The 22,144-nt window shown below is 35.7% G+C and carries 15 protein-coding genes and 5 pseudogenes; 6 read left to right on the top strand and 14 right to left on the bottom strand.

Going from position 1 to position 22,144, the window contains the following annotated elements; genetic code table 11:
* Positions 1–88 precede the first annotated feature (88 nt).
* Genes EXE30_RS04115 through EXE30_RS04105 form a run of 3 tightly spaced genes read right to left on the bottom strand, consistent with a single transcriptional unit; the run spans position 89 to position 2,513 of the window.
* Positions 89–676: an isochorismatase family protein gene (locus EXE30_RS04115; protein WP_130161302.1), complete on the bottom strand. Its 588-nt coding sequence runs from the start codon at positions 674–676 to the stop codon at positions 89–91.
* Between the two features lie 14 nt (positions 677–690).
* Positions 691–1,419, bottom strand: coding sequence for a pirin family protein (locus EXE30_RS04110; protein ID WP_130161301.1), 729 nt, complete (start codon positions 1,417–1,419; stop codon positions 691–693).
* Positions 1,420–1,448: 29 nt separating this feature from the next.
* Positions 1,449–2,513 (bottom strand): alkene reductase, encoded by a 1,065-nt coding sequence (locus tag EXE30_RS04105; RefSeq protein ID WP_130161300.1) that lies wholly within the window; start codon positions 2,511–2,513, stop codon positions 1,449–1,451.
* 153 nt (positions 2,514–2,666) lie between these two features.
* On the opposite strand from EXE30_RS04105, the gene EXE30_RS04100 reads away from it, so the two are divergent.
* The 4 genes and pseudogenes from EXE30_RS04100 (at position 2,667) to EXE30_RS04085 (ending at position 5,844) form a co-directional block, all read left to right on the top strand.
* On the top strand, positions 2,667–3,548 hold the full coding sequence (locus EXE30_RS04100; protein ID WP_130161299.1) for a LysR family transcriptional regulator: 882 nt from the start codon (positions 2,667–2,669) through the stop codon (positions 3,546–3,548).
* Positions 3,539–3,995 (top strand): annotated as a pseudogene (locus EXE30_RS04095) (exodeoxyribonuclease VII large subunit); the annotation flags it as partial. The gene EXE30_RS04100 and the pseudogene EXE30_RS04095, both read left to right, overlap by 10 nt.
* Positions 3,988–4,182 carry an exodeoxyribonuclease VII small subunit gene (gene xseB, locus EXE30_RS04090; protein WP_130161298.1) on the top strand — a complete coding sequence of 65 codons (195 nt, stop codon included), beginning with the start codon at positions 3,988–3,990 and terminating at the stop codon, positions 4,180–4,182. The pseudogene EXE30_RS04095 and the gene xseB, both read left to right, overlap by 8 nt.
* A 377-nt stretch (positions 4,183–4,559) precedes the next feature.
* Positions 4,560–5,844, top strand: a pseudogene (locus tag EXE30_RS04085) (tyrosine-type recombinase/integrase).
* A 37-nt stretch (positions 5,845–5,881) separates the two neighbouring features.
* On the opposite strand, the gene EXE30_RS04080 reads toward EXE30_RS04085, so the two are convergent.
* The 10 genes and pseudogenes from EXE30_RS04080 to EXE30_RS04040 all read right to left on the bottom strand — a co-directional run bounded on the left by EXE30_RS04080 (position 5,882) and on the right by EXE30_RS04040 (position 20,397).
* Positions 5,882–6,490 carry an SH3 domain-containing protein gene (locus EXE30_RS04080; protein WP_130161297.1) on the bottom strand — a complete coding sequence of 203 codons (609 nt, stop codon included), beginning with the start codon at positions 6,488–6,490 and terminating at the stop codon, positions 5,882–5,884.
* A gap of 179 nt (positions 6,491–6,669) precedes the next feature.
* Positions 6,670–6,908, bottom strand: a pseudogene (locus EXE30_RS04075) (DUF4236 domain-containing protein).
* 78 nt (positions 6,909–6,986) lie between these two features.
* Complete coding sequence (locus EXE30_RS04070) at positions 6,987–7,448, bottom strand: hypothetical protein (protein WP_130161296.1); 462 nt, start codon at positions 7,446–7,448, stop codon at positions 6,987–6,989.
* A 238-nt stretch (positions 7,449–7,686) separates the two neighbouring features.
* A pseudogene (locus EXE30_RS16060) lies at positions 7,687–7,899 on the bottom strand (IS5/IS1182 family transposase); the annotation flags it as partial.
* A 140-nt stretch (positions 7,900–8,039) separates the two neighbouring features.
* A pseudogene (locus EXE30_RS04065) lies at positions 8,040–13,175 on the bottom strand (DUF4011 domain-containing protein).
* A gap of 204 nt (positions 13,176–13,379) precedes the next feature.
* Positions 13,380–13,673 carry a hypothetical protein gene (locus tag EXE30_RS04060; protein ID WP_130161325.1) on the bottom strand — a complete coding sequence of 98 codons (294 nt, stop codon included), beginning with the start codon at positions 13,671–13,673 and terminating at the stop codon, positions 13,380–13,382.
* Positions 13,674–13,773: 100 nt separating this feature from the next.
* Positions 13,774–14,178, bottom strand: coding sequence for a hypothetical protein (locus EXE30_RS04055; protein ID WP_130161295.1), 405 nt, complete (start codon positions 14,176–14,178; stop codon positions 13,774–13,776).
* Between the two features lie 2 nt (positions 14,179–14,180).
* Complete coding sequence (locus EXE30_RS16055) at positions 14,181–15,194, bottom strand: RHS repeat-associated core domain-containing protein (RefSeq protein WP_228256102.1); 1,014 nt, start codon at positions 15,192–15,194, stop codon at positions 14,181–14,183.
* A gap of 11 nt (positions 15,195–15,205) precedes the next feature.
* A complete protein-coding gene (locus tag EXE30_RS04045) occupies positions 15,206–20,008 on the bottom strand; it encodes an RHS repeat protein (protein ID WP_130161294.1) in 4,803 nt (1,600 codons plus the stop codon).
* Between the two features lie 92 nt (positions 20,009–20,100).
* Positions 20,101–20,397 carry a hypothetical protein gene (locus EXE30_RS04040; protein WP_130161293.1) on the bottom strand — a complete coding sequence of 99 codons (297 nt, stop codon included), beginning with the start codon at positions 20,395–20,397 and terminating at the stop codon, positions 20,101–20,103.
* Between the two features lie 345 nt (positions 20,398–20,742).
* On the opposite strand from EXE30_RS04040, the gene EXE30_RS04035 reads away from it, so the two are divergent.
* Complete coding sequence (locus EXE30_RS04035) at positions 20,743–21,087, top strand: hypothetical protein (protein ID WP_130161292.1); 345 nt, start codon at positions 20,743–20,745, stop codon at positions 21,085–21,087.
* Between the two features lie 171 nt (positions 21,088–21,258).
* Positions 21,259–21,624, top strand: coding sequence for a hypothetical protein (locus EXE30_RS04030; protein ID WP_228256101.1), 366 nt, complete (start codon positions 21,259–21,261; stop codon positions 21,622–21,624).
* A gap of 150 nt (positions 21,625–21,774) precedes the next feature.
* Here EXE30_RS04030 and EXE30_RS04025 read toward each other — a convergent pair whose 3' ends face one another.
* Positions 21,775–22,002, bottom strand: coding sequence for a helix-turn-helix transcriptional regulator (locus EXE30_RS04025; protein ID WP_130161291.1), 228 nt, complete (start codon positions 22,000–22,002; stop codon positions 21,775–21,777).
* Between the last annotated feature and the right edge of the window lie 142 nt (positions 22,003–22,144).

The raw sequence follows: 22,144 nt of genomic DNA, 5'->3' as shown, positions 1-22,144 counted from the left end.
AACTAAAAATTCTGCGATAAAAAAATTACTATGCACAAAAAATAAGGCAGTTATGAATATTAAAATTCATAACTGACCTTGCTATAACTTAACCTTGTAACGCTGGCATAACAACTTCTTGCACAATTTGCATACCTTCAGGGGTACTCCAGTTACCAGTCAATTCAGCGATAAGTTGATTTGTGCTTGTTAAGGTTACACCTGCTTTTAACATACGTTGCAAAGCAATATCATCAGCCATTTTACTTGGTGAACCGCCTGCATCAGCCACTACTTGAACTTCATAACCTTGATCAATTAAAGTCAATGCTGGATAAACAGTACAGACATCATTCGTCACACCTGCAATGATAATACGTTTACGACCAGTTGCTATGACAGCTTTGGCAAAGTTCTCATCATCCATGGCATTAACTATACCTAAACGTTTAATACGTGTCTCAAATTCAACGGGAAAAATCTCTTTAAGTTCCTCTATCAAAGGACCCTGAGCATATTCTTCCATACTTGATGTAAGTACCGTTGGAATATTAAAAATTTTTGCTGTTTTAGCCAACATAATTGCATGCTGTTTCATCTCCTCGAAAGAAATCGAGTTCACCCAACTCATTGTTCCAACTTGATGATCAATCAATAATAATGCTGAGTCTTCGCTTGTAAATCGTTTAAAAGTCATTTGAGTTCCCTCATTTAATTTGATAATGGTTTAGCACTAAAGAAAACGAGTTTTGCTCCTCGTTCGAGAGCTTTCAAAGAAATATACTGAGCTACTTCTTTTTCTTCAAAAATAGGAACCTGTAAATCATCAAGCTTAAAAGTCTGATCATCTACACAAACATCGCCATAGACAGCCAAGAAAAAACCAGAATGTTCAGGTGGTAGAGTCAAAACAATTTCTGCATTGGGTTCTAAACTAATGTCCAACATTGTGACTTCAGTGGGTGGGGTCAGTGGTGATTGAACTTCTTCAAAATGCCCTAAAGGCACGCGAACCTTAACCCCTTCTCGATATAGTGTAGGGACATCTTCAGCTTCAAGGATGAGAAAACCTGGTGCGGTTTCTCGTAAGTGCGATGGCAAGTTAATAAAAATTTGTAAGGAATGTACGGTCTTTCCTGTTTCAGCTGGAACCTCTTCATGTACAATCCCTTTACCAGCGGTGGTCCAATGTAGACCACCAGGTTTTATAAGATTTTGAGTTCCAATTGAGTCACGATTATTAACTCCTGTTTCTGAATCAAGGAATAAATATGAAACTGCTGAGAAGCCTTGATGTGGATGAGGAGGAAAAGTCGGTCCACTCATCCAAGCATGATCAACACCAATAAATGGATTAGTTGATTTATACGCACCTCTTAAGCCATAAGCTCTAAACTGACTACCGATATTAATGCGTTCAAGTGATAAGATTTCAGACATGGTTTTCTCCGTCTTTCAATTGACTTAGCTTATGTTTGAGCAAGTGTTGGATAATCGATATAGCCTTTCTCTGTTCCACCGAAGAACGTCAAACGATCTGCTTCATTCATGGGAGCGTTGATTTTTAAACGTTCCACAAAATCAGGATTGGCTAAGATCATTTGCCCATAGGCTTCTAAATCAGCTAAACCACTCTCAAGATCAGTTCCAATTTTTTCTCGTAGTTGATCTGGGCGATTAAGAATGAATTTTTGCTTCCAAAGATGACGAATATCCGCTAAAAGTTCTTCATTGCCTTGATGCATGACATGCACATAAATAAGCCCTAATTTATTAAGTTCTTTTACTAGATAACGGTATAGATCTGGACCCTCTTCACCTTCATCAATTCCCCACAAGGTTGTTCCTGGTGATAGACGAATACCTGTACGATCTGCTCCAATTTCCTCTGCGATAGCAGTTGCGACTTCTATTGCAAAGCGTGCACGGTTTTCAATAGAACCTCCATATTCATCGGTACGAGTATTAGCACTAGGTGCAAAAAATTGTTGAATTAAGTAAGCATTAGCACCATGAATCTCGACACCATCTGCTCCAGCCCGAATTGCAGATTTAGCTGCATGTCGAAAGTCTTGGATGGTTTGCTTAATTTCTTCAATAGTTAATGCTTTAGGGGTTGGAATATCTTGCATGCCTGTCGCAGTAAACATACCTGTTACTGGAGCAATGGCTGATGGAGCAACACCTAAACGATGATGAGGTGTATTGTCTGGATGTGACATACGCCCTGCATGCATCAATTGGATAAAGATATGGCTCCCTTTTGCATGTACAGCGTCAATTGTTTTTTTCCAGCCTTGAATATGCGCATCAGTGTAAATACCAGGTGTAGCAAGATAGCCCTGTCCATCATCTGAAGGTTGGGCACCTTCTGTAATAATTAAGCCAACGCTTGCTCGTTGTGCATAATATTCTGTTGAGAGCTCACCTGGTGTACCATCGAATTGGGCACGAGAACGAGTCATCGGGGCCATAACAAGATGATTTCCTAAGGTATAACGCCCAAGTTGTGCTGGTTCAAATACTTTGTTCATATTCTGGATTGCCTTTAATTTTTTACAATCAGCTTCAATCACATGAAGTCTGATTCCTGATAACTTCTAGATGTTGATTAGTATTAATTAATTTAAAAAAGGGATAAATACGTTAAAATGGAAATGATTGCTGCATAAATGGAATAATTAACAATGGAACTTTTGAATGACATGGCATTATTTGTTGAAGTCTCTAAAGTGATGAGTTTTAGAAAAGCAGCAGAGAATTTGGATATGCCGAGTTCAACACTTTCAAGAAGAATTAGCCATTTAGAAGAGGCGATTGGTTTACGATTATTGCATCGAACAACCCGAAAAGTTGAGTTAACAGAAGCTGGTCATATCTACTTTGAACGTTGTAAACGAATTGTTGGTGAAGCTAAACTTGCGCATGAGCAATTAGGCGAAATGCTCTCTAAACCAAGTGGAACACTAAGGGTCTCATTGCCTGTTGATTTTGGAACCGTATTTTTAACATCGATCTTGATAGAGTTTGTGCAGCTGTATCCAGGAATAAATTTTGAAATTGATCTCACCCCGAGATTGGTGGATCTTGTAGCTCAAAACATTGATGTTGCAATTCGTATGGGGAATCCTCCTGATTCCAATTTAGTTGCACATAAGTTAATGCAATTTAGAGGGCGACTTTTCGCATCTCCTAAATATTTAAAACAACATGGTATACCCCAACATCCAAATGATTTAGTTCATCATGAATGTTTGAGCTTTCCAAACAATACAAGTTGGAAACTGTATCGATCTGAAGAAACGGTTGAAGTAAAGATTGGTGCAAGATTCATGTTGAATAACGTTGGTATGACACGAAAGCTATCTATTCTTGGTCAGGGTATTCTATTTACCCCTTATGAAGTGGTGCAAGATGATCTAAATGATGGTTTATTGATGCCAATTCTTTCTGAATGGCAAGGTGATATTCTTCCTGTCTACGCTTTGACAGAAACTCGTTTACTACCAGCAAAAGTTCGTGTTTTTATTGATTTTTTAAGAAGTAAATTAAGAAGTTCAATGATTTAGCTTATTTAAATGACTTTGAGCTTGCTACTCTACTCTGTAAACGAAAAGTCCCGATTTGGGTCGGTATTGGATTCTCTGCAAACGATTAAATTGCTCTCTCAACATCAGATTACCGCCTATCAAAGCCAGAATGATCAGTTAATGAGTACTATTAAAACCTATGCTCAGAATCAACTAAATGTTGCAAATAAGAATCTCGATTTAGTTAAATCAACCACGCAATATTTTGCTCAGCAACAGCTTAAACTTGCATCCGCACAGATTGAGTCATTGATGCGTGAGTCCTTGTTACAGAATCCTAGAAATGTTCTGGCAAAAGGCTATGCTATTGTGCGTCATAAAGGCAAAGCAATCCGTTCTATTCATCAAGCCAACTCATCAACTTCGATTGTGATGCAGGATGGGCATATACACGCCAACGTCAGTGAGGTAATCAGTAATGAGTAAGAAAGAATTAAGCTTTAAAGATGGCTATGAATTGCTGAAGAAGAATGCTGCCTTGCTAGAAGCTCAAGAAGAACCTGACATCGATAATCTAATGAAAATCGTTGAGGAATCCATGACAGCATACAAAGCCTGCAAATCACGCGTAGATGCTGTGCAACAAGCTTTGAATGAGACGTTTAAGGAATAGTATTTTCTAATCATTGAATGATGAAATTAAGATCAATACACTTAAATTACCCCACCAATTTTTTGTTTGGAAATATAAACTAAATAAATGACTTTACTATTGCCATCCTAATTTATCTAAATCAGTCCATGTCAATCAAAAACTCTATTGGGGCTTTTATGGGGGCACAATATTGAGTAAAAAAATAAGCCCTTGTAAAAACAAGGGCTTATTTCGATATTTGGCGGAAGCGGTATCCGTCTAACAGCAATCTAATGCCATCTAACGAAGTTTATTTTATTATTATATTTCATTATCTTAATAAAAAAACCATCCAAGCACGTCTTGTCGAATCTTGTAATTCCTAGAACTCTATGGGGGCTTTTATGAGGGCATAAATTAAGACAATAAAAAAAGCTAAAGAACTCTCAGCACGTAGTGTCTCAAATTTGAAAGCTGATGGCAGACATGCTGTTGGTTGGGTTGATGGCCTACGCTTACGTATTTTTAAAAATACACGCTCTTGGATACTTAGAGTCGTTGTAGGTCACCGTATAGATAAAATGGTGAACAAAAAATACATCGTCGAGATATCGGCTTAGGTTTTTATCCCGAAGTATCCCTAGCAGAAGCACGAGAAAAAGCTCGTGAGTTAAAGTTACAGATTCGCAATCGTATTGATCCTCTCGAACAAAAACAAAAACAATAAGAAATCCTGCGTAGCCAAAAACACAGAGAAAAACCTTCCGTGAATGTGCAGAAGTCGTTATTGCTAATAAAACCAGGGAACTCAAAAATCAAAAGCATATTGGACAATAGTCCTCAACGTTAGAGACTTACTTCTACCCTACTCTTGGTGATCGTATCATTGGATCAATTACTAAAATTGATATTGCTATTGCCCTTGAATCAATCTGGATTGAAAAGAATGAAACTGCAAAGCGTATCCGTGGTCGTATAGAAAGCGTCTTTGATTATGCTAAAGCCATGGAATATTTTGTTGGAGATAATCCCGCAGCATGGAAAGGTAATTTAGAATCTATTCTTGGTAATTTAAAGCAAGAACCTAAACCACATCCATCTTTACCATATGTGCACGTAGCAGATTTCATTCAGGACTTACGACAGCGAAAAGGAATTTCTCCCAAAGCATTAGGGTTTGCAATTTTAACTGCTTGTCGCTCGGGTGAAGTATTTGGTGCATTATGGAAAGAAATCGACTTTAAAAATAAAATTTGGATTATTCCGAAAGAACGAATGAAAGCAGATAAAGAACATCGGGTTCCTTTATCTCAAGCAGCGATTAGATTACTTGAACAACTTTATCAACAATCTTATCCTCAACCAGATGACTTTATTTTCCCTGCCCCACGCGGTGGCATGTTATCCGATATGTCATTAACAGCATTAATTAGACGCATGCATGAGCAGAAGCTAAAAGAAAATGGTTTAGGCTATATTGATCCTAAACAAAATCGAGTAATTACAACACATGGTTTCCGCTCTACTTTCCGCGATTGGTCAGCAGACAAAACTGACTACCCTCGTGAAGTGGGTGAGCATGTGCTTGCTCATAAGCTGCCTGATGAAGTTGAAGCTGCTTATTTACGTGGAGCTTATCTAGAAAAACGTAAAGGTTTAATGTCTGATTGGGCTGAGTTTTGCATTGCAAATATCACATGAAAAATCCTGTAATTAAATAAATGGAATAAGATAGAAACTACCTATATGACTTATTTCCACCCGATGTATAGCAATACCTTCCACCTCTTGGACCATAGCAATAACTACCCGATCCACAAGAACAACCACCAATAGATGAGCTAACTCTCTTTTTAGGAGTGTAGGTTATAGAGCTTGGTGTATAAGTTAACGGCCTTTGACTTGTTGTATTACTTACTACTTTATAACAACCATTAAAAGAACATAACAAGCTCGAATCAACCCATCTTTGTGTTTCAAATTCTTTAGAGATCCTTTCCCATTTTCCAGAAACATCATATACAAGAACACTCTGCCCACGCTTTAACATATCAACCACTGTACCACGTGGTTTATCTCTGACATTTAAAGATGCTGTATTCACATATCTCTTAGCAATAGCCCGATATGCAGTAGAACCATAATTTTGTTCTACCTCCTCATTTGACAGTTCTATATTTTTTTCACGAAGCTTAACCGATGTATTGCTAACCGCTGGTAACTCAATATTATCAGGATGAGTGTACAGACCATTACTCAATGTTTTAGATAATTCTTCCAGACGATCACTTTCCGCAAAAGCTTGACTCGTAAAAATAAAGGTAAGCGCTAAAAGTATTCTTTTCATAAAGCCCCTTATTTAATAATCATGGCAAATACTATTATTAATAACCAGCTAAAAGCCAGCACTCTTTCTATGTTTGAATATTTTCCTTGTAGTGTGAACTAAGCAAAAATGTAAGGGAACCAAAGAATACCTATCCACAATAAAATTGAAACCAGTAAGTTTCGACTTTTCTTTTCAGGTTACTCTTGAGGTAAAAGATAATTTGGCGTCTCATCTGCTCTGCTTTTGATTCTAAATGGCGTATGAGTAGTATAAGAAAGTCCTGTACTAGGCAAGCCTGCTGTAGTTTTTATGCTCTTCTTTCCAATGTTAACTCTTGCACCATTTTTACCAACAGATAAGCTGCTTACCCCTTTTTTGTTAAATTAACTTTAATACCTGGTGCTATTTTTATACTCTTTCTAAAGTTGAAACCCATAAAATATCCCCGTTATTTCTAACGAGGATATTTTATTTTGAGAGGAAAAGCTAGATTTAAGCTCGCCACTATAAAAAACTATCTACAAGTTTTATTATTCAACATAACGAGTCCGAATTCTTCACCAACTTTATTTATATAGAACAATTCAACTTGATGGTCGTTAACCATCATGTAATTAAATTTGAAAAGTTCTTTGCACCATTCCTGCAAACTTTCCTCAGTTCTCATAAAGTCTATCATCTCCTTTTCTTCTTCTTCAGATTGCTCTAAGAGGGGACGTATAGTCACTGATGAGTAATAGGGAGTCATGAAAGCTGATACTATTTCAACAACATCATTAGATTTATAAGGGAATGAACTTGCTGCTTCTTCAGATCCAGTTTTAAAAAACTCAGTTGCAAGCTCAAGGTCAATATATTCAAAGTCTTGTCCAATAATTCCTAACTCTTTCAGCTCATCATCGGCGTTAAAATTCACATTAGCTATCACATTGAGACTAAAAGTTAATAAAATTGAAACTATTAAAATTTTTTGCACAAAACACCCCCTTGTTTGGTGGTATTTATAACATGGTTTGATAATTTTTCTAATTAAACATATCCACTTCTATTAATAAATCTTTGATAGTTTTCAATCCTATATTCGGCTTTAATCTTTCAATATATTTTTTAAAATCTTTATCTTTGGTTAAAAATAAATTTTGCTTTAACTCTCACTTCTCTAAGGCTTTGTTACACAAGATTTAAAAAAAAGAACTACTCTAAACGACTCAAATTCAAGGCGCAACTTGGGTGTTAGGTGGGTCTAATTCAGTAAATTTATTTAATACTGCAACACGTGCATGGATTTCATTCACCTGACATTGAAAATACTTTGCACTAATTTCCTCACCTAGCATCTTAGTTCCAACCAAACTTCAGCGATCATAACAAGACCATTTTTTCAGAATTGTCCAGACTAAATGCTCAACAGTTTTTAAGAATTCATTTCATTGGATTGAATCGTGTTACATAACATCGTTTAGTATACTTTCTCAGTAGAATCAAAGCATAAGCTTGTCAGTCTAGAACACATTACTTCAAAAAGTATAAGATCAGCTCTTAATCTTATTTACCTCTTATAAACAGTCTAAGCGACGTTTTGATTAAACTTTATGAAATCTAATGTTTTTACCAGCTTCTCTAAATTTTGCTCTGGGTCTAACCACCAATCCACAGTCCATACTGATATAACATCCCAACCCAATCCATTTAATACCGTTGGTCTGAGTTGATCACGATCTCGTGCTGTAGCTGCTTTAGCATAGTTTTCACCATCTACCAAAATACCAGCAATATAGTTACCTACATTCAAATCGTCCTTAACTGCCAAGTCTACACAGCTATCACCCTGGCCTACTCCAACATCCACATTCCAACCATGTTCTTGCAATTTAGCTTGTAGGTATTGTACGAGCTCTCTTTTAGCTTGCTGTTTATTTCGATCATCATAATGTAAATGTAACTGACCACTACGAGCAAAAACTAAAAAGTCTTTTAAATCTCTTACACCTTCGCTATTGGTACGCGCTAAATTAATTTCCTCGGGACTGAGTGCAGAAAAAACATGTAAACCTTGACGAGCACGGGTAATCGCTACATTTAGACGACGTTGGCCGCCTTGGCGGTTAAGCGCACCAAAATTCATTGATAGACGGTTGTCTTTATCTTTAGCATATGTAATCGAGAAAATAATAATGTCTCGTTCATCTCCTTGTACGTTTTCCAAATTTTTCACAAACAATGGCTCAATGCCTGATTTACTTAATGTTTCTAGTTCAGGATGATTTACCAGTTCATTATCGAGTAGGTCTTCAATCAACTTTTGTTGGGTCATATTGAAAGTCACAACACCTAGAGTTAAAGGATTCTCACGTCCCAACTGTGACTGTAAATGCTGAATGATAAATTCGACAATAGCATTCGCTTCATTTGCATTGGTACGAGTATCTCCTTTATCGTAAATACCCTCAACAACATGTAGTTTTACAGCGTTATCCTCAGCTACAGGTGCAGGGAATGTAAATAATCCGCCTTTGTAATATTTCTGATTACTAAACTGGATAAGACTTTCATAACGACTACGATAATGCCAGTTCAGAGCCAATTCAGGTAACTGAGCAGCAAGACATTCATCAAGAATACTTTCCAAATCTTCAGTCACTTCTTCGTCAACCTCTTCTTCAGAGTCACCCTTACCAAAGAAGCTTGTTGGTGGCATTTGCTTATTATCCCCCACTACAATTGACTGTTTACCTCTTGCTAATGCACCGATTGCATCCCATACAGGTATCTGAGATGCTTCATCAAAAATCACAACATCAAATTTGGCTTCAGTATCTAAATATTGGGCAACAGACAATGGGCTCATCAACAAGCATGGCTTTAGTCCAACCAAAACATCAGGGATTTGACGCATCAATTCACGTACAGGAATATGACGACGTTTCTTCCCTAGCTCTTTATTCAGAACAGTCCATTGTGCCTTGTGCTGATTTTGTTCAGTAAAAATAGCACTCCAGCGATGAATGATTTCTTGACTCGCAGCAAGTTGATGTTCCCTATCCTGCTGTGCGAATGACTGGATTTTTTGTTCATGTCGTTGACTATTAAATTGATTTAATTCTGGGTGCTGACTAAATTGATATGTGATCCAGTGTCGCGCTAAATTAATATTCAAGCGTTTTAATGCAGCGTCTAATTCTAATGGTCTATTGAAAAGCTCAAATGCCAATGGTTTCAAACCTTTTTGGATCAACTCGCTTTTAATTGTCTGCCAATTTAACCAATGTCTCCAAGAGGAACTTTGCTGCTGTAATTGCTGCTGCCTTTCGACTATTTCACTAAAATTAATCTCAAAATACCGAGTGATTTCAGCATCATTTTGCAATACATCATCATTCAACAAATGTCTGAAAGTATTTTCAACCTGACTCATTGCTTGTGTAAATTCATCTAAACGATTATCTCGACTAAATGCTAAGCCGTTCAATAAGGTTTTTTGATCAGTTATGGTTGATGCCACAATTTTCTTAATTTCTTGCCATTGATGATGAAGCGTTTCAAAGCATTGCCATGAACTTTCCTCACCCTGCCAATAATGACCGAGTTTATTAGCTAATTGAGTTTCACATTCAGCAAATTGTTGTTGTTTTCTTTGAATGTGTTGCAAGATTGGCAAATCATGTGCAACGGCCAAAGCTGTAGGACGTTGAGTTGAAGATTGATAAGTTTTCACTAAATTTCTAAGCTGGAACTTAGCAAACCAAGAGAATGGGAAAAATTTCGACTCTGCTTCACGCCATTTAAAGGCAATTTGATTTAAATCAGCTTGATAAACTTGCAATTGGTATTGACCAACAAGATTAGTGCGATTTTGTTTTAAGTCTTGAACTAACTGTTTTGCCTGTGTAATTGTACTTAGATCGAAATCTTTAATTACAGCAAGTAGTTTTAAATCTACGTGCTGAACAATATCTGTTAATGCTTTGAAAATGGAAAAGTCATGTTTGATCTGACTCAAATTTTGCTTTTCGTTCAGTCCAAATGCTTGTTGCCATGTCAAAGCTTTTTTTTGTAGATGTTGAATTTGTTCAGCAAGTTTATCTTGTAATTGTTGGTACTGTTCTTGCCATGCCAAACTCCAAATTGGCTCAGATATACCTTCAGCAAAACCATTCACATTCAAAAGCTGGCGTAAACTTACTGCTCGTGCCACGGTATCATTCAATTGCTCACGATCTTCAACTGTCAAAGATACAATGTCAATTTCAGGAAAACGTAAATGAGGTATTTCTCGATATCGGAGTTCATCACTCATTGCTCCATATAAACTCCATCCAATCGAATGTGGTGTATGCAGATTTTTGACATGTTGATTCAACTCATCACGTGTTTGTACCAGTTGATCAGATAACTTTTGCCATTCTGTTTTCTTAGGCTGATTACTCAAAAAATAAGGATCATTATTTTTTTGAGCCCTTTCTCTCAATTGATCTAGCACTTCCATTTTTTGTGATTTAGATGAATGCAACTGCAAGCACAATTCACTGAGACCAATTTGCGTCAAACGACGATATACAACTTCTAAAGCCGCCATTTTTTCAGACACAAATAAAACAGATTTCCCGTCTGCCAAGCATTGTGAAACCATATTAGTAATGGTTTGCGATTTACCTGTACCAGGGGGACCTGATAAAACAAAAGTTCGCCCCAATGCAGCAGACATAACTGCGGCTAACTGCGAAGAGTCAGATGACAAGGGTGTAAAAAGCTGTTGTGGTCGATATTGTTGGTCTAATTGAGCAGGTTGTGGAAATTCATCTTGTTTGATGAATGGTTCACGTGGTGACTCAATTAAGTGATTCACTACGGGTTGATTTTTCAACTGCTCCATACGTGAAGACAAATCAAGCCACATTAAATATTTTGAGAACGAAAATTGACCAATAGCAGCTTCAGCTTTTACTTCCCAACCAGCTATATTGACGATTGCCTTACGTACAATATGTAAAATCTGATTCACATCTACACCTGACTCATCCATTGGTAATGGATTCAACCCTGCAATATCAAGCTCAAAATCTTGTCTTAACAACTGTAATAAGGTGGAATTAAAACGAGGTTCATCATCATACATAAATAGACGATATCCAGTTTTAGCAGTCTCTCGAGTTATTTGCACGGGAATCAGTAATAGGGGGGCTTTAAATGTACGTTTCGAACGCTCCGATTCTTTCCATTCAAGAAAACCAATCGCAAGAAATAAGGTATTGGCTCCTCCTTCTTCTAAAGCTGTACGTGACGCACGATAAATCTCAATCAAACGCTTATTTAATGTGCTTCCATCCAAAGAACTAAACAATAATCTTCTGGAAAGACTATCATCCACATACTGATTAATATGCTGACCTTCATTGTCACGTTGGACATCTTTTAACGAGATCGTATCAACACTACCAAAGAAGAAACCTTCTTGATTTGCAAGTGCATCTTCAAGCTTACCAAGGGTAAATTCAGAACACTGTAGTGGAATACTATATCGATTGTCTTTAAAGTTTAAGAGCTTATTTCTTAAGCTTAAATCGAGTAAACGCCGTAGCCAGCGATCGACACGCGTTACTTTATTTTCATTGAACTGTTCTTCTATTCCATATTTTGGAGTAGATACAGGTGTCCATTCAGCCCCTATTTCATCTTCATAATTTTTCTTATCTTGTAATGTAGAAATTGGCTTAATCCCACGTAAACGAGATTGTCGGACATCAATGGCGAAATAAAATTTTTCTGCGGCCTCATTAATATGCGTCATCGCAGTATCAAGTGCCTTCGTAAATTTTGCATGTTGGGTTAATAATGTCGTTTCAATAAAAATTACTTCCCCCAACACACTTCTTTTTCTTAGTGCTTGAACGTCATCAATAATCAAATCGATATTTGGAGTCTCGTTCAACCAAACTCCAAGATAAGCATGGCCATCTTCGATGACAAGTAAAGTATCCAAGCCAATTTGTTCAGCTAGTGCACTTAACAATAATGTTGTATCTAAACAACAAGCGAGCTTTTCTTCAAAAATCTGTTTCGCTAAACGAATACGCTGCCCTGTTTTCACAAAACTTGCTGGACTAACAATATAATGAATATCTTGTTGAAGTAAGGCTTCCCATATTGCATCTAACTGAGACAGAACCGAGTCTCGATCACGGTCTAAATATCCACTTAATGAGCCTAAATTTTTTGCTTTTAGAATTTCACTGGCTTTGACTAAAATTGAACTCAGTGCTGAGGCATTGGGTTGTGAAAGACTGGCTAGTAATTCGACGGGTTGGCGTTCTCCTCCCCATGTATCAATCGTTAATAATTCAATATCGATCCTTTGTTCTGCTAGAGTTTCTTCTTTCTTGTTCAACCAAGTGATTTCAACACTTCCTTTTATACTTTCGGGTAATTCTTGCAATAGTTTGACATCAAAAGCTAATTTGGGCTTATCAAGAGCCAAAATTTCATTAGCATCCATACTAGAGACATGAATTGTGTGTTCTTTAAAATATTCTGGATTTGAACGTATAACTATCCGAGAACCTTAAATTGTCTCAGTAGAGGATATTAGAATTTGTCGAATGAGGGGAACTGAATTTTGTTGTAGAACAAAATTTAGGGCAGAAGCACAATCAACTTGTAATGAATATTCTGAATTCACTTTTTTTTCATTGCCCACTTCAGACATAACTCATTCCCCTTCTCAATGTACAAATTTAGATTTTTTAGAATCATTTAAAACCTGAATCTTACCTCATTTATGCTTATTAAATAAAACTAAGTCAGATTTATACTTTCAACTTCTCATAATTTTATCGGGAGGGAGATTACCAAAGGACAAAATGGTTACTGCTATATAATTAAAAAAAACTTATATATTTGTTAAGTAAGGCTATTTATTCAAAATAATATAGTTTATATCTTCACCATCTTTCCACCGCGTACAAGCAGAATATCCAGCTACTGTGACTGTTCTATTTGTTGCTTGGGCTAACAAAAGCAATGCTAATTGTTGCTTCCCAGTAGACGAGGCCTCATTTTTAATTACCATATAGCTTGCTGTTGCACAAGTTGGTTTTTCTGTACGACTTCCAATAAAAGTTACATATACAAGTCCATCGCTATCTCTCACTATAATTCGATCAACTTTACCCGTTACAGAGCTTGCATTCACAGCTCCTATCATTAAAAAGAAAATTAAAAAACTTAATATTTTTCTGAACCTTATAATATTCTTATTTAATATCTTCACGGAACTCACCTCAATTACGGAAAAACCAAAGATGCTATTCTTCAATATAATTATTACTCTCAAACCAATAATTCAACTTATTTATAAACAAATCTAAATCAAAATCTTTAAATTTATACTTTTTCACAATTAAGGGAATTTCAGTTAAAAGCACCCTACATATCTCTGATATACGTTGTTTGTGAGATAATATACTAAACTTATCATAATCCAACATAATATCCATATATAATACTTTCTCTTTTTTTGAAAAACGTAATCTTTGCTTAAACATAGAGTTTTCTTCGCGGCACATTAAAACAATAGCTATACCATTTAAATCACTACCATAATTTTCAGATTCAATTAATCGATAGAACTGTGTCGTCGTAATGTGTTGTTTAGCCTCCAATACTCCTGAGCCCAAACTTGTATCGCTCATTAAATTAAATTGGAACATAATTATTTCACTCCCTTATTACCTGGAGGGACTTTACCATAAACCTCTCTATAATTTTTTAGCCAAGTGCTTTCTTTAATAAATGCATCTTTGGGAAAGTCTTTACTAATCGGTCTTAATTCTAACCCTTTCCCTGTATTTCGGAGGTATGATATAGGATATCTTTTGGTTGTATCGATTGTGACACCTATCTTCCATATATCACCAGCATCTAGCCAAATACCAGCCTGTGGCTCTTTATAGCCCCATTTCATTACTGGATAAAAGCCACTTCGCTCAGCAACGAGTGCATACGTATATGCTGGTCTATATAATTCTAATGTAGGTACTGTAAACTTAGATGATGCTGCAAGAATCTTTACTTCATTTATACCTAACTTAATACCATTTACAGCTGCACTACCAACACCTAAGGTACAAAAATTTAAACAATCCGAGAGAAATGAGGTAGTAAGTTCCCAACCAGTTCCATTATATCCGTTAAATAATGCACCTTTTAGATTAGAATAATCATAAGACTGTCCAGTTACTGCAAACCATGTTTCTGCTAATAGTCCACCAAATGCTTCTGTAACAGTAGCACCTGATGGATCACTATATGAATAACTATCATTCCATCCATACTGATAACGATTTGTTTGACCATGTCCTCCACTTAAGAACGTTATAGGATCCGGCTGATAAAATCGCCCCAGCACAGGGTTATAATGACGATGTTTTAAATAAACCAGATCTCCAGCATCTTGTACACCACCTACAAATGCATTTGGATTCTTAAGGTTACTCGGTTTCTTTAACTGAAGTTGCTGTCCAAAAGGTGCGTATTGGTAAGACTGACTTACTATCCCCTGTTCATTGATGACTTTTATCGTCGAGCCATCAAAATTTTGTACATGGTACTGGATTCGATCTTTCGCAAAACTGGTTTGGTTAAATACAAGTAGCAGAACCAATAGAACTATGTGAACAGTGTATAACCACGTTTTTTGCATAAGAGTACTAATATTATTTTTCATATACATTCCCCTTAGTCATCAGACAAGATCAAATCAAGAATAGGTGGTAACCATGTTGCAACATCTTCTTTAGGATCAGGTTCACTTGGCTTAATTGATGGATTTAAAACCCCTTTTGCACCAAGTAGACGATATTCATAACCATCTTTATGACCATCACCATCAGTATCAGGGTTAAACGGATCTGAACCAATAAATCGCTCGATGTAATCTGGTAAACCATCACCATCACTATCTAAATAACTGTCTGATAATTTAGTAACACCTAATTCAGCTGCTTCAAAGTCATTAACGAAATCAAAACCTTTATTTGTGTCAGGATAACGTTCCAAGGTAGCCACTAACTTGTCTGTAATATAAACATAAGCACGGCTATAGTTAGATGTATAGTTTATGTCATAGAGTAAATTACCATTAAGATCATAAATATAATCTGTTGTTCCATCACTTCTCACTGCACGAACACGGAGCCCGTCAGTGTTATAAAAATAACTTTCATTGCCATTTGTTGTTACGCGATCATAAGCATCGTAAGTCAGTGCACGAATACCATCATTAATCACATTCCCCATATTGTCATAGCTAAATCGATAGGCTGATCCACTAACACTACCCAATTTTGATGTATTGTTTAAATAGTTATATGTATAAATTGCAGGTGAAACCACTTGCCCTTTAGAGATAATATTCACTTTAGTAATATCATCATTATCATAGTTATATTGATAACGTGCTTGATCAAGTTCAACTGTACTCATAAGACCAGTTCCATAACGCCCTACGGTAACGTTATAGATTGAAGTGCATTTGTCAGTCAGACGATCAATTCTATTAAGGCTATCGTAACCATAATCAATATTCAGAAGACAGTTATTATTTAGACCTGCTGCAGAGACATTTTTTGGTAAACCATTTTCAAGATATGTATAAGACCAATTTACATCTTGATTAGCCTGTACCGTAGTCAATTGATGTAATGCATTATAGCCAAGCGATTGGATAACATTAGGAATGGCTGCAATTTCACCAAAAGCATTCTGATTGGATAGACTGACTGACTTACCGTTTGGATATTGAATAGACGTAATTTGGTTTAAAGCATTATAGCCATAGCTTATTGCATAAGAACGATTATTATCATTTGTCGTAATCGTTTGTGTATGTTTCTTAATACGACCATAATTATCCAAATCGAATATTTGATTGGTATTCCCGTTTGTAGATGTCTTTAAACGCCCAGCTAGAGAATATGTATAATTCGTCGTTATCCCTCTCCAATTTCGTGTTGAAATTGCATCATTAATAGGTGAATACACAATTGTTTCTACAGAACTATCAGGATGAGTCACAGTAATAATTCTTCCTGTAACATCATATCCAAAACTCTTTTGCCCCGTAATGCCATTATCTTTTTCTGTGGCTAATGTTGCATTAGAGTTATAAGTATAGCTCTGAGTAGACTTACCAGAAACAGCTGTTTTTGGTTTTAGAAGTGCTAAATCATACACGGTAGATGTTTGAAATATAGATCCATCTGTTCCCTTTCGTACAACTGCTGTTTTTAGATCAGCATTAAAATCTCCACCAGCTAAAAAGCTCGCTTCTGTTGATCCATAAGCATCTGTTGTTTTTGTGATCGCACCCTGTTTTCCGCCACAAGATTGGTAGCAATATGTGACGATACTGCCATTATCATTAACACTAATTGGACGACTAAATAGATCGTAATTGCTGGTCACACCTACACTGGATCCCCCAGCACTTGGATTTGAGGCAAATGTTTGATTTCCAAAAGCATCATATTTATTAGTACGAATAATGGTTTTATTGGATGCCTGTGCTTCACTAGAAATCAACAAGCCATCACCGTTATATTTTTCTATAGTCTTTAATGGACTACCTCCACTTAAGGTTTTCGTAATAGTTAAACCATCATAATTAATAGTTGTTGTCCCTAAACCAACAATAGGTGTATCAACTCGTAACCGTCCTGCGTCATCAAATTGTTTTCTAGTTGTAATATTATCAGCATCAGTATGCTGAGTAATGTTCCCAAAATCATCAACAATGCTTGTCTCAGTACCACCATTTGCAAGTTTAGTACGGGTAGGTATTCCTTTTTTATAGGCTGCAAATTGTGTTATCTGTTTACCATTCCCAACATCAACTTCTATTGGAAGACCAACATGTAAATCACCGAGAACATAGTTAGAGATACAACTCACAAATTTGGACCATTGGAAATCGGCTAAATTGCCCAAACATGTTGCAAATGAAACAGTTTCATACTTATATTTCGTCGTACGACCAGCCTGTACGTCACTTCTGATCGCACCTTGCGAATCATATTCAGTTGTTTGCAATGTAAAACTACCCGATTTCCTTTGTTTTGGTAAACCAACAATCCAAGGAAGATTACCTGAATTAACACTACTGTTCGCATAATCTGAGTTATAAAACGTAACCGTGGAGCTTGGGAACTGAGTAATTGTGGCTCCGTTTAAGCCTATTTTTTGGACTGTTTGTGCTTGACCATAAGAGTCAAAATTACTAAAAACAGTTTTATATTCACCAAAATGATTAATATTTTTTTGAGCTAAACGTACTAATCGGACATCTTCATAATCTGTATAATTATTGTCTGTCGTTTTAGTTTTTTGTCCAATGAGAGACAAAGTCGTCCAAACATAATTCTCTTCACGGTCACCGATTTTTATTTTTTTAAGCAATCCATGTAAAAAGTTCTCTGCATTCCCCCCTGAAAATGCATGCATTATATATGTATATGCTTTAGAGAATCCTGTGCTTACATCTTTAGTAGTGACCGTTGTAGACTGCTCATGAAGTGAATCATCTCTGTTATAACCATATGTAATTTGGTATGAGTTTGCATTAACCACAGAATATGTTGAGTTTTTTACTCTAAATGCTTTTTGTTCAATAAAACCTGGCCGCGCCATGTTGACAAGCTCATAATCCCAATTTACAGATAAACTATTGATGAGATTACTACTTGAATACTTATAGTATTTAATAGCTGTTAAGTCACTATAGAACCATAAAAACTCTTGAGTCGTTACACCACCGCTTTCAGATGGACTTGCATTTCCAACTACACGATATGGTCCACCATACGTATAAGTTATTACATCACCAGTGATATAGTTGGCTTTATCCAAATATAGTTTGGCAGCATTTCTATCCTGAAATGCCCCTATAGTATCATTTGCTAAGATAGCATCAGTCAGCTTATAGCTTGAACCAGCTTTCAACCCAGCTGAATACGTATATGAAACCCATTCTTTATAACTTCCGTTCAAGAACCTTTTCACTTTTTTTAGTAAGATATCTCCTTTGAGACTATCAAACTTACTTTCATCTATAGTTTCAGTGCCTCCCAAACTTTTAACGTACTCAAGTACAATTTCTGGAGAGTTTTTATTTACTATTTGCCCATCTAATGTGTGTTGTACGGACTTTATAAAGATTTTATTTGTATTCTTGAAACCACTATACAGCAGCATTCCAGCTTGTTTATTGAAATAATTTAGCAGATAACCTTCTTTATATTGGTTTTCTATCTTAGATGCATAAATCGTTACTTTTCCTGGGATATATTGACTTGAAAAAAATGAAGTAAATCCAGTTTGATTTTCTCTATTTGTGTTTGGAAAATAATATGTTATTCCAGAATTTGAGCGTACAACAAAGTCACTGCCTGACTCAGCACAGCTAATAAACCAATTATCTTGAGAAACATATTTTGCTGAACTTGGATAACCTGTAGCTTTTCCATTCGTTGGATAAAAAATTATATTTTTTTGACCAGGTAAATACAAGCTAATCACTCTTTGTCTTGAATCGACATCACTTGATGTTCTTAATGAGCTTGTTGAATACATGCCATCTAAAAGAAAAGGAGACTTAATCTGCTCAATATTTGAGTAATATAAATAACCAATAACTACTTGTCTTATTACTCCAGTTAGTAAACCGTTATTAGTTGTAACAGTTAAATTAGATGTGACTGTCAAATCATCTAAAACAGTACTGATATTACTTCTTGTTAAACGATATCCATTGACATAAATTTCCGTTTGCCCTGTGTCTAGGGTGTTTGTCAGACTTTGCTTATACTGTGCTTTTTTTGTCCTAGCATCATTGTAACTAATAGAAATCGCATTTACATTTGTTTTAAATGCATCAAATAACTGGTTTTGTAATGTGGTATAAGCAGCTTGTGCTTGTTGGTTATTATACTGTGCATTTGGATCGCTAGTTAGTGATGCAAAATATTGGAGGATATTAATAATTGATGTCAAAGTTTGATTAGCTAAGTTTACATTCACCTGATTTACATATGTTTTTTCTATTCTATCCTTAAATGGCGTATTTAATAAAGTAGCTGAAAACCTAGGACGTCCTGATGTATTATTGGTTGCATCGCCATTAGCCTCACAAATGCCCTTACCATTCTGATCTCCTTGAAGGACAGTTGAGGGGCCTGTATTCATCACTAATCTTGGAACATCAAACTCCCAATTCCCCATCGAGCGAAAACCATTATTTACTTTTCCATAAGAACGAGAAAGTGTAAAATTTAATCCACGATCACCTTTTAGCGTTACTTCAGGCACATCAAAAACAACGTTTCCTGTCAATAAGTCCACATAGCCATTTGGTGTTTTCTCATGACCGGCATCTCCAACACTTTGATCTGATGGAAAAGAAGTCATGGCAACAGACCAATCTATTGGGCCCGCATAAAGTATCGGACACAAAATACTTAAAATAAAGCCCAATAATATTTTCATATACTACTTCCTAGGTGATACTTTTTCTTAATTGATTAATTTTATAAAAAACTAAAACATAATTTTAATAAATATCAGATACCTGCTATTTTTTATTTTCCGATTCGAATCATATCAAGATTAGTACTATAATCTATACTTTCACAATCATAATTATCTTGTTGATATCTTAATACAATCGTATCTCCCATTGCATATGCTTGCATTGCTATAGCCATATGAGATTTAGTAATTGGTACGCTCCAACTTCCTAACCTTTTCCAAGTTATAACACCTGTAGAAAGCTGCAAACGAATAAGATTTACTCCATTCGCTTGAGATTGAATACCTAAAACCTTATATGGTCCGCAATTAGTTATCGCATTTGCTGATGATGCGGAAATCAACATAAAGAAGATCAAAACTATTTTTTTAAATTTTCTTATAAAAACCATAACCCAAGCATTCCAGTATTATTGTTGATTTTATTATATTGAGAAAATATTAATTTTCAACAACTGGATATGAAAATAATTTCTTTACAAGCAATTAACCTAAATTCCCCTCTACTATAATTACAAAACCATACTGCACCAGAATCGACACAACTAGATAAAACATTAAAAACTCAGCAATTAAGTAAAAAATCAAAAATAAATCAACAAAATAAATTTTATAAAATAATTGTTTATATTATTAAAGAAATTTCCTATCATTAAATAAAACAATCCTTTGAACTTTTACAAGGAACTAAAATGTTAAAAAAAATCTATTTTCTTATGCTATTCATGTGTTTTACCAATCAAGCAATCGCAGCCGATCAGTGTGCAGCTTGGGGTTGTATATCTAGAATTGAAAACCTTGTTATCCAAGATTCTGGAAGAATCCTTATAAATACTCCATTAGATCAGAGTATTGTAAATTGTAAACTGTACGGCAATACATATTTCGTAGTAAGTTCTGGGCAACCTAGATACAAAGAACTCTATTCAATGCTTCTATCTGCATATTTAACAAAAACCAAGGTTCAATTACGGATTGTTGAAGGCTCAACAAACTGTGAAATATCCTATATTAGAATGAGCAATGCTTATAAATAAGTGCTCCAATGATTACACCTTAGTCATTGAAATAGTTAAATTTTTAATTACTATGGCTGCCTTTATCATATCTTTCAGGTACTGTAAAATTTGTTTAACTCTAATTCCAATATGTACAAATAAATTATTCAGTATTAATATAATCAAAACAAGGCTAATAACTGTTGAATTATGAATATTCAAATACATAAAAAAATTGTTCTATTTATTTTTCTGCTTTGGAGTTTTATTGGTGGCTCCGCTACGAGCTATGCTGCGACCAACTCTGGACAAACTACCATCGGTGTTATTGAAAGAATATATATAACTGGCTACTCCTATAATGTTAGATTTGTTGGTGAAGACAATTGTGCAAAAAAAACTGGTGGCTCTAATGAGTACTACACCTTCCCTATCACTCACCCTACTGCCAAAAGCTGGTATGCATTATTGCTTGTTGCAGCTCAAACCAAAAAACCTGTTGTAATTCGAGCCGAAACAGATTGCGCAACTGATGGAAATAAAGTGGTTTCTTATATGTACCAAGATTTCAAATAAATCTTTTCGTTAAGCCTCAAGGGAAATGGCTCAAGATTGAGCCTTTTCCCTTCAATTAATATCATTTATGAAAACCAACAATTATCTAGTGCAAAACATTTATTCACTCAAAAACCACAAAAAAAAAGAGAGTAAAAACTCTCTTTATCGTTATCGTTTTGCCATTTTGGATTCAATCCAAGCATGTAGTTCGCTGGCGATCCAGCCTACTCGATTGTTGGAGAGCTTTATCTGTTTGGGAAAAGTAGAATCATACGTTGCTGCTTTAGGATCCAACATGTTATAGATCGTCGCACGACCTAGCTGAGTAATTCGCATGACTTCTTTAAGGCTGATGACTTGATGCATCTGAAAAGTTTCACCTGTAAACGCATTCATGATGTTTAACTCCTAATCAATGATGCGAGCGGTATTTGCTCAGATAAAAAAGCTCAAACAACCTTCTGCATTATCTACTTCAACAAAATAGGACAGTTAGTAAAGTGGTTGATTCTCTATAAAATTATAAGAGGAACATGCA

Origin of the sequence: Acinetobacter halotolerans, from assembly GCF_004208515.1 — a bacterium.
Classification (GTDB): Bacteria; Pseudomonadota; Gammaproteobacteria; order Pseudomonadales; family Moraxellaceae; genus Acinetobacter; species Acinetobacter halotolerans.
The sequence above is the reverse complement of the archived record's forward strand: the minus strand, read 5'-3'. Positions and strand labels throughout refer to the sequence as shown.

Coding starts and splice junctions, on each gene's coding strand:
- EXE30_RS04115 (WP_130161302.1), bottom strand. CDS start 676: ATGACTTTTAAACGATTTACAAGCGAAGACTCAGCATTATTATTGATT.
- EXE30_RS04110 (WP_130161301.1), bottom strand. CDS start 1,419: ATGTCTGAAATCTTATCACTTGAACGCATTAATATCGGTAGTCAGTTT.
- EXE30_RS04105 (WP_130161300.1), bottom strand. CDS start 2,513: ATGAACAAAGTATTTGAACCAGCACAACTTGGGCGTTATACCTTAGGA.
- EXE30_RS04100 (WP_130161299.1), top strand. CDS start 2,667: ATGGAACTTTTGAATGACATGGCATTATTTGTTGAAGTCTCTAAAGTG.
- xseB (WP_130161298.1), top strand. CDS start 3,988: ATGAGTAAGAAAGAATTAAGCTTTAAAGATGGCTATGAATTGCTGAAG.
- EXE30_RS04080 (WP_130161297.1), bottom strand. CDS start 6,490: ATGAAAAGAATACTTTTAGCGCTTACCTTTATTTTTACGAGTCAAGCT.
- EXE30_RS04060 (WP_130161325.1), bottom strand. CDS start 13,673: ATGATAGGAGCTGTGAATGCAAGCTCTGTAACGGGTAAAGTTGATCGA.
- EXE30_RS04055 (WP_130161295.1), bottom strand. CDS start 14,178: ATGTTCCAATTTAATTTAATGAGCGATACAAGTTTGGGCTCAGGAGTA.
- EXE30_RS16055 (WP_228256102.1), bottom strand. CDS start 15,194: ATGAAAAATAATATTAGTACTCTTATGCAAAAAACGTGGTTATACACT.
- EXE30_RS04045 (WP_130161294.1), bottom strand. CDS start 20,008: ATGAAAATATTATTGGGCTTTATTTTAAGTATTTTGTGTCCGATACTT.
- EXE30_RS04040 (WP_130161293.1), bottom strand. CDS start 20,397: ATGTTGATTTCCGCATCATCAGCAAATGCGATAACTAATTGCGGACCA.
- EXE30_RS04035 (WP_130161292.1), top strand. CDS start 20,743: ATGTTAAAAAAAATCTATTTTCTTATGCTATTCATGTGTTTTACCAAT.
- EXE30_RS04030 (WP_228256101.1), top strand. CDS start 21,259: ATGAATATTCAAATACATAAAAAAATTGTTCTATTTATTTTTCTGCTT.
- EXE30_RS04025 (WP_130161291.1), bottom strand. CDS start 22,002: ATGAATGCGTTTACAGGTGAAACTTTTCAGATGCATCAAGTCATCAGC.